Here is a 13601-nt window from a genome sequence, read left to right on the forward strand (position 1 = left end):
ATGATACAATAATAATATGTTATTGTGATGAAAAATGGGATTTGACGAGGATGTATTACAAAATGAAAGGAAGTAGTTGCGGTGAAGGTGGCGATGATCGGGCACAAGGATTTTCCAAGTCGCTCGGGCGGTGTAGAGGTCATGGTCGGCGGGCTGGCCAGAAGTCTGGTGGAACGCGGCTATGACGTTACCGTGTATAACCGCGGCTTGGAAAAGCACCATAATGTGTACGATGTGGACGGCGTTCACGCACGGCGGGTGTTTACCCTGCAAAAGCCTGCACTGAATGCCACGATCTACTCTTTTCTGGCTACTTTTGATGCGCTGTTCCGGGGTTTTGATGTGATCCATTACCACGCCATCGGACCCAGCGTACCGCTGCTGATCGCTAAACTGTTCGGCAAGCACACCGTATGTACGGTGCACGGTTTGAACTGGAAGGTGGACAAGTGGCGCGGCTTTGCAAGCCGTTACATGAAGCTGGGAGAGAAGATCGCCGCAAAATATGCGGATGATCTGGTGGTGCTTTCGGAGACGGAGTGGAACTATTTTTTGCAGAAGTATGACCGCGCGTCTATTCTGATCCCCAATGCTATCCGCTTTTATGAAAGGCACGATTGCAGTCTGATCCGGGAAAAATATGGGCTGAAGCAGGGAGAGTACATCCTGTATGTGGGGCGCATCTCGCCGGAAAAGGGCACGATGGATCTGGTGGAGGGCTACCGCAAAGCCAAGACGGGGAAAAAGCTTGTACTGGTCGGCCCGCTGGATGACAGCGAATATTGCAGAGCAGTACAGCAGCAGGCACAGGATGACCCCAATATCATCATGACAGACTATGTGGTGGGCGACCCGCTGAAGGAGCTTTACAGCAACTGTGGACTGTTCGTTCTGCCCAGCCACACCGAGGGGCTTTCTCTATCTTTGCTGGAGGGGCTGTCTATCGGTGCACGGTGTCTGGTGAGCGATATCTCCGAGAATACGGTCGTGACCGACATTTATGGCGCGGCCTTTACGCCGGAGGATACGGACGACCTTGCCCGGGCGCTGGAGCGAGAATGCGCACAGGAGTACCCGGACGCAATGCGGCAGCAACAGATCGAGTACGTCCATACAAATTTTGAGTACGATGTGATGCTGGATCGTTACGAGGAGGTCTATCATCATGTGGTGGGCAATCCGCTGACGGCGATGCCCTCCACACTGAAAAAAGAAAAAGTGCTGGTCGGCACAAAAGCATAAGCAAAGAACGCCCCGGAAACGTTTGACAGCGTTTCCGGGGCGTTTTTCGTTTAGATCAGCGGGGCGATGAACTTGAGCATCATACCCACCAGATGCAGCAGCTTTTTGCCCTGCCAGACGCTCTGGCGGGTGGGCTCTACCGTGCGGCACTGTGCCAGTGTATCTTGAAAATCAGCCTCAATACGAGGCAGACAGTCCACACCGCGCATCCAGACCGCGTTTTCAAAGTGGTGGTACAGACTGCGGTAGTCCAGATTGATAGTGCCCACGACCGCCTCCTGCCCGTCCATGATCATCACCTTGGCGTGGGTGAAGCCGGGCACCCACTCGCTGATCTTCACACCAGAGGACAGCAGTGGCAGGTAATGGGTCTTAGCCAGCGCATAAGCAAACCACTTGTCCGGCTTGCCGGGTAAAATCAGGTGCACATCCACGCCGCGCTCTGCGGCAAAGCGCAGGGCGGTCTCCAGCTCGCCGTCCAGAATGAGGTAGGGCGTGATGATATGTACGCTGTGCCGGGCGCGGTTGAGCAGGTCGATGTACACCATCTCGCCTACACGCTCGCCGTCCAGCGGGCAGTCGCCGTAGGGGATGACAAAGCCGTTGGCCTGCGTTTCCGGGAGGGGCCGGGTAAGAAACTGCGCAAACTCCGGCTCGCGCTGGATGCTCCACATCTGCAAAAACAGGGCGGTCATGGTGCGCACACCCTCGCCCTCCAGCATGACCGCGGCGTCCTTCCAGCGGCCGTATTTTTCAACGTGGTTGATGTACTCATCGGCCAGATTCACGCCGCCGGTAAAGCCCACACGACCATCCACGACAAGGATCTTGCGGTGGTCGCGGTAGTTGTAGTGGGTGGAAACAAAGGGTGTGACCGGCGCAAATACCTTGCACTGGATACCCAACGCCTCCAGCCGTCTGGGGTAGTCCCGGGGCAGGGTGGAGAACTCGCAGGTGCCGTCATACATTACCCGCACATCCACGCCCTGCGCGGCCTTGCGTGCCAGAATTTCCAGAATGCGCCCCCACATCAGACCCTCATCGATGATGAAGTATTCCAGAAAAATGTACTGGGTGGCGCTTTCCAGCTGGGGCAGCAGCGCAGCAAACTTGGCTTCTCCGCTGGGGAAATAGGTCACCTGCGTGTTTTCGTACACCGGGAAGCCGCCGCCCCGTCCGCGCAGATACTGCGCCAGAGAGGCCGCGCCGGGGCAGTCTGCATCCAGCGCCTTGCCCGTCTTTTTGTTCTGCGGCAGTTGACTGCGGGTCTGCCCCTCCAGCTCCAGCAGGCGCTTTTTGAGCATCCGGTGACCGACATCCTCCTTGGTGTAGCAGAACAGCAGCACGCCCAGCACCGGGGCAAGCGCCGTGACCACCAGCCACGGGATGCGCACGCTGTTGTTCATGTCCTGATTGAGCAGGTAGACCATCATGGCCGCGGTGACCAGCAAGGTGCCGCCCAAGTAGTGGGGCAGCAGGTCGCTGAACCAGCGCATCAGGCTGAACAGCGCCCCGAATTGTAGCACCAACAGCACCAGCACCAGCCCAAAGCGGCTGAAGATGGCGTGGATGAGCCCTTTCTGGCCTTTACGGAGCAGACGGATGCCGCCGTCCTCAAAGACCCGAACCTTGCTTCTCATGGTGCGCTGCAATGTTTCTTTTGACATTTTGACCGTCCTTTTCCGTAAATGTGTCGGCGAACGCAGTGAGCAGACGGATGAGGGGGATTCCCCACAAGCTGCCGCTTGCCTGCGCCCTCATCCGTCACCTGTGGTGACAGCTGTTCCCCTCTTTGTCACCTTCGGTGACATTTCTCCCCGGTGCGGGGAGAATCTGTCCCTTCCGGGGAAAGCCATCATTCGGAAAAATGATTTTCGTGAGGATGGCCTGCAAACCCTGTCCAAACGACACATTTTGTGCTATGATAAAAGGGAAGAACTGCTGCCGGGCGGCAACAGCCCCGGGGCAGCAGAATATATACAAATCTATTATAATCCATTCCGGCCGGTTTTTCCACAGAAACCGGCAGATTTTGTACAGAAGGAGTTTGCATCATGAACAACCTGATCATTGGCATCGCGGGCGGCTCGGGCAGCGGCAAGACCACCCTTTCGCTGCGGCTGAAGGAGCGCTTTGGGGAGGACGAGGTGCGCTTGATCTCCCACGATAGTTACTACAAGCGCCACGACGAACTGCCCTTTGAAGAGCGCTGCAAGCTGAATTACGACCACCCGGACGCCTTCGACAACGCCCTACTCATCTACCATTTACAGGAGCTGAAGGCCGGACGCGCCATCGACTGCCCGGTGTACGATTACTCCAACCATAACCGCAGCAACGAGGTGCAGCACATCGAGCCCGCCCCGGTGCTGATCGTAGAGGGCATTCTGCCCTTTGTAGAGCCGGAGCTGTGCGCCCTATTCGACTACAAGATCTTTGTGGACACGGACGCGGACGAGCGCATCCTGCGGCGCATCCTGCGGGACGTAAAGGAGCGGGGGCGCAGCTTGGACAGCGTGATCGACCAGTATCTTACCACGGTCAAGCCGATGCACGAAGCCTTTGTAGAGCCCAGCAAGCGCAACGCGGACATCATTGTGCCCAATGGCGGCGAGAACAGCACCGCTGTGGAGATGCTGGCGCACCACATCCGCACCCTGATCGAGAAAGCGAACCGGGGGTAAGACGATTTAGAATGGCTTCCGCTGCGCTCTAGCCATGTTCAGCGGAAAGAATATTTTTAATTTTGGGGTTCTGAAAAGCCTGCGGGCTTTTCAGAACCCCATTTCCACAGGTGGAGTCGTAGAGGAAAACGGCATTTGCAGCGCCGCTTTCTGCGAAAGCGCGGCGCTGGGGGCGGGCGCTCGCTCCCCCTTGGGGGAGCTGTCGCGCAGCGACTGAGGGGCTATAAATGGAGAAGCGAAAAAAGCGTTAAAGCGATAGCGCCAACTGGCGCAGCGCTAGCTTTTTTGTGCTTCGACTTCTTCTTTAGGATTGTCAAGGGCGAGCAGCCCTTGGCCCGTTGCGGGGTGGGTGGAGTCCAGAGGTAGGGAGGGGGGAGTCGGAACACCCCTCCCTGCCTCTGGCCCAGCGGAGCGTCTTTGCACGCTGACGGCAGGTAGTAACTTCTCCTGCGGAGCGCATTTGAAATCGTCCCGCGCAAAAAACGGCACCCGCAGCCGGATGGCTGCGGGTGTCGTTTTGCATACAGGGTTTAACGGACAGAGGTGCGCACCAGCGCGCGTTTCAGGCGCGCCTGTGCCAGCTCGTACTCACGGTCGTTCAGGTTCTTGCGGGCAAGGATCTCCTCGGCGCGCTTCTTGGAAGCTTCCGCGCGCGCCTGATCGATGTCCTCGGCCCATTCCCAAGTGGTAGCCACCAGACGCACGTCCCCGTCCAGCACGCTGAGCAGGCCGCCCATGCAGGCTGCACGGCGGCGCTGACCGTCGGCATCCACAATGTGCGCCTCGCCCATGCCCAGTGCCGTGCAGTAATCGCCGTGCTTTGCCAGAATGGCGATATCGCCGTCAATGGCGCGGCAGACGATGCGCTCGGCCTGACCTTCAAAGGCGCAGCCGTCCGGCGTGACCACCGTCAGATGAAAGGTCGTCATGGCTTACCCCTTCTTCGCTTTTGCGAACACGTCGTCGATGGTGCCCGCGAACAGGAATGCGCTCTCGGGCAGCTCGTCGCACTCGCCGCTCAGGATCATCTTAAAGCCCCGCAGGGTCTCCTTCAGCGGCACATACTGGCCGGGCATACCGGTGAACTGCTCTGCTACATGGAAGCTCTGGCTCAGGAAGCGCTGCACCTTGCGGGCGCGGCTGACGGTACGCTTGTCCTCCTCGCTCAGTTCGTCCATGCCCATGATGGCAATGATATCCTGCAGCTCCTTGTAGCGCTGCAGCACCTTCTGGACAGCGCGGGCGATCTCGTAGTGCTCCTGACCCACGACCTCCGGGCTGAGGATGCGGCTGGTGGAATCCAGCGGGTCCACAGCGGGGTAGATGCCCTGCGATGCAATGTCACGGCTCAGAACCGTGGTAGCATCCAGATGGGTAAAGGTGGTGGCAGGGGCGGGGTCGGTCAGGTCATCGGCGGGAACGTAGACGGCCTGCACCGAGGTGATGGAGCCCTTGCGGGTGGAGGTGATGCGCTCCTGCAGGGCACCCATCTCGGTGGCCAGCGTGGGCTGGTAACCAACGGCAGAGGGCATACGGCCCAACAGTGCGGACACCTCGGAACCGGCCTGCGTGAAGCGGAAGATGTTATCAATGAACAGCAGCACGTCCTGATTTTTCACATCGCGGAAGTACTCCGCCATGGTCAGGCCGGACAGTGCCACGCGCATACGGGCTCCCGGGGGTTCGTTCATCTGGCCGTAGACCAGCGCGGTCTTGTTGATAACGCCGCTCTCGGTCATTTCGCCGTACAGGTCGTTGCCCTCACGGGTGCGCTCGCCAACGCCGGTAAATACCGAGTAACCGTTGTGCTCGGTGGCGATGTTATAGATCAGTTCCTGAATCAGAACGGTCTTGCCGACACCGGCGCCGCCGAACAGGCCGATCTTACCGCCCTTGGCGTAGGGGCAGATCAGGTCAACCACCTTGATGCCGGTCTCTAAAATCTCGGTGGTGGACTGCTGCTCCTCGTAGCTGGGAGCGGGACGGTGGATGGGCCAGTAGGCATCCGGGGTGGGGGCGGGCTTGTTATCCACAGGCTCGCCCAGCAGGTTGAACACGCGCCCCAGACACTGGTCGCCTACGGGCACCTTGATGGACTCGCCGGTGTCCACGGCATCTGTGCCGCGCACCAGACCATCGGTGCTGCTCATAGCAATGCAGCGTGCCACATTGTCGCCGGTCAGCTGAGCGACCTCCACCACCAGCTTCTGGCCGTGGTTGTCGATCTCAATGGCGTTGAGCAGCTCCGGCAGCTCGCCATCCTTGAACTGGATGTCCAGCACCGGGCCAATGACCTGGATCACCTTGCCGATATGTTTTTCGGACATAGGCTACAACTCCTTCTTGATAGGTTTTTCCGCTCAAGCTCCCCCTTCGGGGGAGCTGCCGCCGTCAGGCGGCTGAGAGGGTTTTAGTTCTCCGCGCCGGCCACGATCTCGGTGATCTCCTGCGTGATGGCAGCCTGACGGGCACGGTTATAATACAGGTTGAGATGGTCGATCATCTCGCCGGCGTTCTTGGTGGCAGCGTCCATGGCGGTGCGGCGGGCAGCCAGCTCGCTGGCCACGCTCTCGCACACGGCACCGTAGACGACACCGGCCACATACTCCGGGATGATCGCGCTGAATACTTCCTCACTGCTGGGTTTGTACAAGATCTGACTGCGGCGTGCCTCGGCTTTCTGCTGCTCGGTGGGCTCCATGGCCAGCGGCAGCACCTCGATGGAGACAGCCGTCTGGGTCATCATGGAATCGAACCGGGTGTAGCAGAGCTTTACGGCGTCAAACTCGCCCTTGCGGTACCCTTCGGTGATCTGGCGCGCCAGCTGGAAGCACTGCCCCACCGAAATATCGGCGGCCAGCAGCACCTCCTGCGTGAACAGTTCGGCTTCGTGGTGGGCAAAATATTCTGCCGAGCGCTTGCCGATGGGCAGCACCTCCACGTTGCCGCTTTCCTGTGCGGCCAGCTTGAGCACATTGGCGTTGTAACCGCCGGCAAGGCCGCGGTCACCGGCAATGACCACCAGCAACGTGCGCTTGATCTCGCTGCGGCGCAGGTAGGGGTTGCGGGCCCGGGGGTCCGCTGCCGCGATCTCGGTCAGGGTCTTGTACAGCGTTTCAAAATAGGGTCGGCTGTGCTCGACCCGCTCCTTGGCACGGCGCATTTTGGAGGAAGCCACCAGCTCCATGGCCTTGGTGATCTGCATGGTGCTCTCTACGCTTTTGATGCGCAGTTTGATGTCCTTCATGGAACCAGCCATGCGTTACGCCTCCTTCCCTTTAATGCGCCTTGACAAAGCTTTCGGTATACCGGGTCAGCACGGCTTTGAGCTGCTCCTCGGTGTCCTTATCCAGATTGCCGGTGGTGCGGATGGTGTCCATCACGGCAGCCCCGGCGGCATCGTTGTCCAGATACTCGTACAGGCTCTTCTCGTACTCTGCCACATCCGGCACCTTGACGTTGACAAGGTAGTCATGGATGGTGGCGTACAGGATGGCGACCTGCTTTTCCACAGGTACGGGCGCGGAGCGGTTCTGCTTGAGCACCTCCACGATGCGCTCGCCCTGTGCCAGACGTGCCTTGGTGTCGGCGTCCAGATCAGAGCCGAACTGCGCAAAGGATTGCAGTTCGCGGTACTGGGAGTAGATCAGCTTCAGGGTGCCTGCCACCTTCTTCATGGCCTTGATCTGGGCGTTGCCGCCGACACGGGACACCGAGATACCGGGGTTGACTGCCGGCATGACGCCGGAGTGGAACAACTCGGTCTCAAGGAAGATCTGACCATCGGTGATGGAGATGACGTTGGTGGGGATGTAGGCGGAAACGTCGCCCGCCTGCGTCTCGATAATGGGCAGAGCCGTCAGGCTGCCGCCGCCCAGCTCATTGGAAAGCTTGGCAGCGCGCTCCAGCAGACGGGAGTGCAGATAGAAAACGTCGCCGGGGTAAGCCTCGCGTCCCGGGGGACGGCGGATCAGCAGCGACAGGGCACGGTAGGCCACAGCGTGCTTGGAAAGGTCATCGTAGATGATGAGGACGTGCTTGCCCTGCTGCATGAAGTATTCGCCCATGGCGCAGCCGGAGTAGGGGGCGATATACTGCAGGGGGGACAGCTCGGAGGCGGTAGCGGACACCACGATGGTGTAGCCCATGGCACCGGCTTCGGTCAGGCTCTGCACAAGGTTTGCCACGGTAGAGCGCTTCTGACCGATGGCAACGTAAATGCAGATGACGTCCTTGCCCTTCTGGTTGATGATGGTATCGGAGGCGATGGTGGTCTTGCCGGTCTGACGGTCACCGATGATCAGCTCGCGCTGGCCGCGTCCGATGGGGATCATGGAGTCGATGGCCTTGATACCGGTCTGCAGCGGCTCCTTGACGGGCTGGCGCTCGATAATGCCGGGAGCGCGGCTCTCGATGGCGCGGTACTCGGTGGTCTCGATGGGGCCTGCGCCGTCGATGGGCTGACCCAGTGCGTTGACCACGCGGCCGATCATGGCATCGCCCACCGGCACGGAGACTACCTTGCCGGTGCGCTTGACGATGCTGCCTTCTTTGATGCCGGCATCCGAGCCCAGCAGCACGATGGAAACGGTATTTTCCTCAAGGTTCTGGGCCATACCGTATTCGCCGTTGTCAAACTGGAGCAGCTCGCCTGCCATGCACTTTTCCAGACCGCTGGCCCGGGCGATGCCGTCGCCCACCATAATGACCGTGCCGGTCTCGCTCTGCTCGATGGCATTTTCGTAATGCTTGATCTGCGCACGGATGATCTTGGAGATCTCTTCAGGTTTCAGTTGCATCTTTGTTTGTTCACCACTCAATTCATAATAGTCATTTCGGGTGGAAATTCGTTCTGTACTCTGCCCCGTTTGTAAAGGGCAGGGAAAAAGTTACAGGGTAACCGCCGCAATATCCCGGCGCAGGGAGGCAAGGCGGTTCTGGACGGTGCCGTCCAGCTCGGTGCCCTCGATATCCAGCCGGATACCGCCCAGCACCTTGGCATCCACCTTGGTCTTAAGGTCGATGGTCTTGCCGGTCAGGCTTTCCAGCTTGGCGTGCAGCGCCGCGCGCTGCGGCTCTGTCAGCGGAACAGCCGAGATGGCCGTAGCTTCCAGAATGCCGTGCGCCTGATTGTAGCGGATGCGGTAAGCCCGTGCGCAGCCGGACAGCTCCCGCAGGGTGCCCTTCTCGCACAGGATCTTTAAAAAGTTCAGCACATAGAGGTGGACCTGCCCGCGCAGGGCTTCGTCCAGCAGACCGCAGCGCTCCTTTTTGGGGATGCTGGGGGTGCTGAGCAGCCGCAGGTAGTCCGGGTTTTGCTTCAGAAGCTGTTGCACCTCGTCAAGCTCGCCCAGAATGCGGGTCTCCAGCCCTTCCTCTGCCGCCAGATCGTACAGACTGCCGCCGTACATCTTTGCAGTTTCGGTCATGATGCTTCACCCACGTTTTTGATAAATTCGTCGATCAGGTCCTTGTGGTCCTTCTCGCTGATCTCGCGCTCCACCACCTTGGATGCGATCTCCATGGCGATGCCGCCGATCTCGTCCTTGACCTCGTTCACGGCCTTCTTGCGCTCCTGCGCAATGTCGGCCTCGGCCTTCTGCTTCAGCGCAGCGGCCTGTGCGCGGGCCTCGCCCACGATCTCTTCCGAGCGGGCGGTGGCGGTCTTTTGCGCCGTAGCTACGATCTGGTTGGCCTCGGTGCGGGCGTTCTGCAGGTTCTGCTCGTACTCCGCCTTCATGGCCTCGGCCTCGGTGCGCAGCTTCTGCGCATCCGCAATCTCGCTGTCGGCTTTTGCCTTGCGGTCGGCGATCACCTGTTTGATCGGCTTCAGCAGGAACTTTTTGAAGATGACCAGCTGGATCATCAGGTTGCAGATCTGGGCCAGAAAGGTCCAGCCATCCAGCGTGATCAACGCCTGATACAGTTCCATAAGCGTCTCCTTTCGTTATTTTTTCGGATCGGGAGGCTTATGCCAGATACTTCATGAACATACCGGGAGCCAGGAAGATCAGCAGCAGGCCGGTAACAAAGCCGTAGATACCGGTGGTCTCGGAAAGGGCAACGCCGAGGATCAGGGTGCTGGTAACATCGCTCTTGCACTCCGGCTGACGGCCAACGGCCTCACAGGCAGCAGCAGCAGCGTTGCCTTCGCCGATACCGGGGCCGATACCTGCGATCAGTGCGCAGCCTGCGCCGATGCCGCAGCCTGCCAGAGCGATACCACGAGCCAGATACTGGAAATCAGTCATAAGATTTGTCCTCCTAAAATGTGTTTGTGTTTTGGGGGATGCCGGAAGGCCTTAGTCCTCACCGGCAGCACGTTTGATGAAGATTGTGGTCAGGGTACAGAAGATGAACGCCTGAATGCAGCCGCCGAACCAGTCGAAATACAAACCGGTAAAGGCCGGGATGCCGATCTGGAACAGCTGGATCTGACTCAGGAAGCCCGGCAGCCAGCCAAAGATGACGTGGCTCAGACTTGCCAGTGCCCAGTACAGCAGTGTGGAGATGACCGTACCGGATAGGATGTTGCCGAAGTGACGGAACGCCATGCTGACAGGGGTAGAGATCTCTGACAGCACATTGATGGGTGCCATGATAAAGATTGGATCGAGCAGACCCTTGAGGTAGGCCAGAATGCCGTTCGTTTTGATCTTGTAGTACATGATCAGAACAAACACCACGATGGCCCACGCTGCCTCGGTGTTCAGGTCGGCCGTGGGGCTCCACAGGCCAACGACGCTGATCAGGTTGCACCCGATGCTCAGTGCAAAAATAGCACCGACCAGGGGGATATACTGATCGAAGTGGAAGCCCATGTTGTCGTGCACGAACTGCTCCAGCCGCGTTACGATGAACTCGGCTGCGGCCTGTCGTTTGGACACATTTTCCAGCTTGAGGTCGTGCCCCAGCCAGATGGCAAAACCCGAGAGCAGCGCCATGACGATCCAAGTGCTTACCAAGGTCTGGGTAATTTTAAAATCACCCAGCAGGGGGATATTGGTGTGGATGGTATACAGGATCTTTGCGCCGTTCAGTTCCATTTATTCTTGTTCACCCCCTTCGTCACGGGGCTGCACCGCAGACGCCTCGGCGGGGGCGGGGTCATCTTCCACAGCGATGTCCACCGGCTCCTGCGGGGGCGTGAGCGGCTTGTACTTCCCGGTTATCTGGAGATAATAGATCGTAACTCTGGGGAACAGCAGCGGCAAAACGCCTGCAAACGCCTGGAAGCACGGAGCCGCAATGGCTATGATGATCCACAACGCCTGCAGCAGCATCCTTGTATTATAGGATATCTGCAGCTGCGCTTTACGCTTTTTTTCGTCCGGCTCGTCAATGACCTTCTGCACCACAAAGCAGATGCCGGCAAAGTTGCCGATGGCCACCAGCGCGCCGATGATGCCGCCCAGCAGCACCCGGTAGTCAAAGACCACCCAGCCCACCAGATGCAGTGCTGCAAACACCACCCACATCACGGCGGTGCACAGAGACACGCCGCAGGCGATGCGCAGCAGCTCCTTTTTGGATTCCGGCTGCAATTTCATAAAAACGGACCTCCATTACTGGTGGGAGTTAAAGCCCACCCGATGATTTTTTTCGTGTTTGGAGCGCTCCAGCCGTTCCTTGCAGAACACCCAGAAGTTCTGCGCCCCGGCGGCAAGCCCCAGACCCACAGCGGGCAAAAACAGCCATTCCGGCCAGCCCCAGTGCTCTACAGCCCACCAGCACCCGGCAAGGCAGAGCACCAGCGGCAGCAGCATATTCAGTCCCAGCTGGGTCAGCCAGACCAGATCCTCTAAAGCTTTATACCAGCCCTTCAAGTCCTGCGCCGCTCCTTTCTGCGGGTGCTGCCTATATTCCAGTATCTGGAAGTCTTGCCAGAGATGGACAGGCAGCCAAAAAGTCTATGCCCTCAGTATACTTCAAAACGTTGGATATTGCAATCAATTCTCCACCGAAATATAGTGAAATTTCATAGTTTGTTCAGACTGATTTCACGGGTGTACGCCGATAGCACACATTGTACGCCTGCGGGAATATCATTGCACAAACTTTGCGGAAAAGTTTGTGCAGAATGTAAAAAAGCGGAAAAAGAAGCAAAAAAGGGGCTGCCGCACGTTTGTGCGGCAGCCCCGGCGGGTGCTTTGGGATTCAGGCGCTTACCAGAGGTTTGCGGTCTCGTTGTACAGACCCTCGTAGCTCTTGGCGGAAACGTCCCAGCTGAAATCGCACTCCATGCAGTGACGCACGAGGTTCTTCCAGTTTTCCTTGTTGTTGTAGGCATCCTGTGCGTTGCAGCAGGCCACATACAGCTCGTGGGCGTTGTAACCGGCAAAGGTAAAGCCGTTGCCGTCACCCATGGTGCTGTCGTGGATGGAGTCGCGCAGACCGCCGGTCTCGCGGACGATGGGAGGTGTGCCGTAGCGGCAGGCCACCATCTGTGCCAGACCGCAGGGCTCGCTCTTGGAGGGCATGATGAAGGCGTCTGCACCGGCGTAGATCTCCTGCGAGAGCTTGGGCTCAAAGCCGATGTAGGTGCCTACGCGGCCCGGGTGACGGCCGCACAGGTCAGAGAAGAAGCTCTCGTACTGGCTCTCGCCGCTGCCCAGAATGACCAGCTGGATGCCGCGATCCACCAGACCGTCAGCGATGCTCTGCACCAAATCAAAGCCCTTCATGCCCACCATGCGGCTGACCATGCCAAAGACGGGACTGCCGTCTTTATTCAGACCGAACCTGTCCTGCAAAGCTTCCTTGCACTTGGCCTTGCCGGTCTCAAAGGTCTTGATGCTGTAATTGAAGGGGATGTTCTTGTCGGTGGCGGGGTCGTTGGCGTCCATATCGATGCCGTTCAGGATGCCGCACAGCTTGTACTGCTTTTCACGCAGCAGAGCGTCCAGACCGTAGCTGAACCACGGGTCCAAGATCTCCTGTGCGTAGGTGGGGCTGACGGTGGTGATCTTGTCGGCAGTCTCGAAAGCGCCCTTCATGAAGTTGGCGCAGCCGTCGTACTCCACGATATGCTGGTCCCGGTGGCCGATACCGCAGGTGTCCTCCAGAATATCGGTGCCGTACTTGCCCTGATAGGCAATGTTGTGGATAGTGAACACGGTCTTGATGCGGTTGAACTTGTCCAGATGACGATAGTACAGGTTCAGGTACACCGGCACCAGAGCGGTCTGCCAGTCGTTGCAGTTGATGATATCGGGGGTGAAGTCGATATAGAACAAAGTCTCCAGCACGGCGCGGGAGAAGAAGGCGAAGCGCTCGCCGTCATCGTAGAAACCGTACAGGCCGCGGCGCTTGAAATAATACTCGTTGTCGAGGAAGTAGTAGGTCACGCCGTCCACATCGGCCTTGAACAGGCCGCAGTACTGGCTGCGCCAGCCCACAGGCACGGAGTAGTTGGTAACGTATTCCAGCTTATCGCGGTACTTCAAATCGCCGTACAGGGGCATGATGACGCGGGCGTCCACGCCGTCCTTGACCAGCGCTTTGGGCAGGGCACCTGCCACATCGGCCAGACCGCCGGATTTGGCAAAGGGATTGGCTTCCGAAGCAGCATACAGGATCTTCATAGGATTCGCTCCTTCCATGATACAGGCAGATGTTCGCGCTCCCCGCCGCCATGAAAAGCGGCGCGAACCTTGCATACAAAAGAGCAGGCGG

Annotated in this window: 15 protein-coding genes; 3 read left to right on the forward strand and 12 right to left on the reverse strand. The window is 58.7% G+C overall.

Annotated features, from left to right (window positions below):
- Positions 1-81 precede the first annotated feature (81 nt).
- Positions 82-1242 carry a glycosyltransferase family 4 protein gene (locus MTP36_RS01610; protein WP_249253048.1) on the forward strand — a complete coding sequence of 387 codons (1161 nt, stop codon included), beginning with the start codon at positions 82-84 and terminating at the stop codon, positions 1240-1242.
- Between the two features lie 50 nt (positions 1243-1292).
- Here MTP36_RS01610 and MTP36_RS01615 read toward each other — a convergent pair whose 3' ends face one another.
- Positions 1293-2909, reverse strand: a complete 1617-nt coding sequence (locus tag MTP36_RS01615; protein ID WP_249253050.1) for a phospholipase D-like domain-containing protein — start codon at positions 2907-2909, stop codon at positions 1293-1295.
- Between the two features lies 1 nt (position 2910).
- Here MTP36_RS01615 and MTP36_RS01620 point away from each other — a divergent pair, with 1 nt between their 5' ends.
- Complete coding sequence (locus tag MTP36_RS01620) at positions 2911-3300, forward strand: hypothetical protein (protein ID WP_249253052.1); 390 nt, start codon at positions 2911-2913, stop codon at positions 3298-3300.
- Complete coding sequence (gene udk, locus MTP36_RS01625) at positions 3297-3926, forward strand: uridine kinase (protein ID WP_097783024.1); 630 nt, start codon at positions 3297-3299, stop codon at positions 3924-3926. The genes MTP36_RS01620 and udk overlap by 4 nt, the downstream gene beginning before the upstream one ends.
- Positions 3927-4456: 530 nt before the next feature.
- On the opposite strand, the gene atpC is transcribed toward udk, so the two are convergent.
- The 11 genes from atpC to glgA all read right to left on the reverse strand — a co-directional run bounded on the left by atpC (position 4457) and on the right by glgA (position 13510).
- Entirely contained in the window at positions 4457-4855 is a 399-nt protein-coding gene (atpC, locus tag MTP36_RS01630) for an ATP synthase F1 subunit epsilon (protein ID WP_005921506.1), read from the reverse strand.
- A gap of 3 nt (positions 4856-4858) precedes the next feature.
- Positions 4859-6253, reverse strand: a complete 1395-nt coding sequence (gene atpD, locus MTP36_RS01635; RefSeq protein ID WP_005921508.1) for a F0F1 ATP synthase subunit beta — start codon at positions 6251-6253, stop codon at positions 4859-4861.
- Positions 6254-6336: 83 nt separating this feature from the next.
- Positions 6337-7185: an ATP synthase F1 subunit gamma gene (gene atpG, locus MTP36_RS01640; protein ID WP_055186785.1), complete on the reverse strand. Its 849-nt coding sequence runs from the start codon at positions 7183-7185 to the stop codon at positions 6337-6339.
- Positions 7186-7204: 19 nt separating this feature from the next.
- Entirely contained in the window at positions 7205-8725 is a 1521-nt protein-coding gene (gene atpA / locus MTP36_RS01645) for a F0F1 ATP synthase subunit alpha (RefSeq protein ID WP_005921512.1), read from the reverse strand.
- A gap of 90 nt (positions 8726-8815) precedes the next feature.
- Positions 8816-9355: an ATP synthase F1 subunit delta gene (gene atpH, locus MTP36_RS01650; RefSeq protein WP_249253054.1), complete on the reverse strand. Its 540-nt coding sequence runs from the start codon at positions 9353-9355 to the stop codon at positions 8816-8818.
- The gene (atpF, locus tag MTP36_RS01655) at positions 9352-9858 is read right to left on the reverse strand and encodes a F0F1 ATP synthase subunit B (protein WP_015537344.1); all 507 of its coding nucleotides are present in this window, start codon (positions 9856-9858) and stop codon (positions 9352-9354) included. The genes atpH and atpF overlap by 4 nt, the downstream gene beginning before the upstream one ends.
- A 37-nt stretch (positions 9859-9895) precedes the next feature.
- Complete coding sequence (gene atpE / locus MTP36_RS01660) at positions 9896-10177, reverse strand: ATP synthase F0 subunit C (protein WP_005921517.1); 282 nt, start codon at positions 10175-10177, stop codon at positions 9896-9898.
- Positions 10178-10228: 51 nt separating this feature from the next.
- Positions 10229-10972, reverse strand: a complete 744-nt coding sequence (locus MTP36_RS01665; RefSeq protein WP_015537345.1) for a F0F1 ATP synthase subunit A — start codon at positions 10970-10972, stop codon at positions 10229-10231.
- On the reverse strand, positions 10973-11476 hold the full coding sequence (locus tag MTP36_RS01670) for an ATP synthase subunit I (protein ID WP_015537346.1): 504 nt from the start codon (positions 11474-11476) through the stop codon (positions 10973-10975). It lies immediately after the preceding gene.
- A 15-nt stretch (positions 11477-11491) separates the two neighbouring features.
- Positions 11492-11752, reverse strand: coding sequence for an AtpZ/AtpI family protein (locus tag MTP36_RS01675; RefSeq protein ID WP_172679811.1), 261 nt, complete (start codon positions 11750-11752; stop codon positions 11492-11494).
- Positions 11753-12091: 339 nt separating this feature from the next.
- The gene (gene glgA, locus MTP36_RS01680) at positions 12092-13510 is read right to left on the reverse strand and encodes a glycogen synthase GlgA (RefSeq protein ID WP_055186788.1); all 1419 of its coding nucleotides are present in this window, start codon (positions 13508-13510) and stop codon (positions 12092-12094) included.
- Positions 13511-13601: the final 91 nt, after the last annotated feature.

This window comes from Faecalibacterium sp. I4-1-79, from assembly GCF_023347235.1.
GTDB lineage: Bacteria > Bacillota > Clostridia > Oscillospirales > Ruminococcaceae > Faecalibacterium > Faecalibacterium tardum.

Coding starts and splice junctions, on each gene's coding strand:
- atpC (WP_005921506.1), bottom strand. CDS start 4,855: ATGACGACCTTTCATCTGACGGTGGTCACGCCGGACGGCTGCGCCTTT.
- MTP36_RS01665 (WP_015537345.1), bottom strand. CDS start 10,972: ATGGAACTGAACGGCGCAAAGATCCTGTATACCATCCACACCAATATC.
- atpA (WP_005921512.1), bottom strand. CDS start 8,725: ATGCAACTGAAACCTGAAGAGATCTCCAAGATCATCCGTGCGCAGATC.
- glgA (WP_055186788.1), bottom strand. CDS start 13,510: ATGAAGATCCTGTATGCTGCTTCGGAAGCCAATCCCTTTGCCAAATCC.
- MTP36_RS01670 (WP_015537346.1), bottom strand. CDS start 11,476: ATGAAATTGCAGCCGGAATCCAAAAAGGAGCTGCTGCGCATCGCCTGC.
- atpG (WP_055186785.1), bottom strand. CDS start 7,185: ATGGCTGGTTCCATGAAGGACATCAAACTGCGCATCAAAAGCGTAGAG.
- atpD (WP_005921508.1), bottom strand. CDS start 6,253: ATGTCCGAAAAACATATCGGCAAGGTGATCCAGGTCATTGGCCCGGTG.
- udk (WP_097783024.1), top strand. CDS start 3,297: ATGAACAACCTGATCATTGGCATCGCGGGCGGCTCGGGCAGCGGCAAG.
- atpE (WP_005921517.1), bottom strand. CDS start 10,177: ATGACTGATTTCCAGTATCTGGCTCGTGGTATCGCTCTGGCAGGCTGC.
- MTP36_RS01615 (WP_249253050.1), bottom strand. CDS start 2,909: ATGTCAAAAGAAACATTGCAGCGCACCATGAGAAGCAAGGTTCGGGTC.
- atpF (WP_015537344.1), bottom strand. CDS start 9,858: ATGGAACTGTATCAGGCGTTGATCACGCTGGATGGCTGGACCTTTCTG.
- atpH (WP_249253054.1), bottom strand. CDS start 9,355: ATGACCGAAACTGCAAAGATGTACGGCGGCAGTCTGTACGATCTGGCG.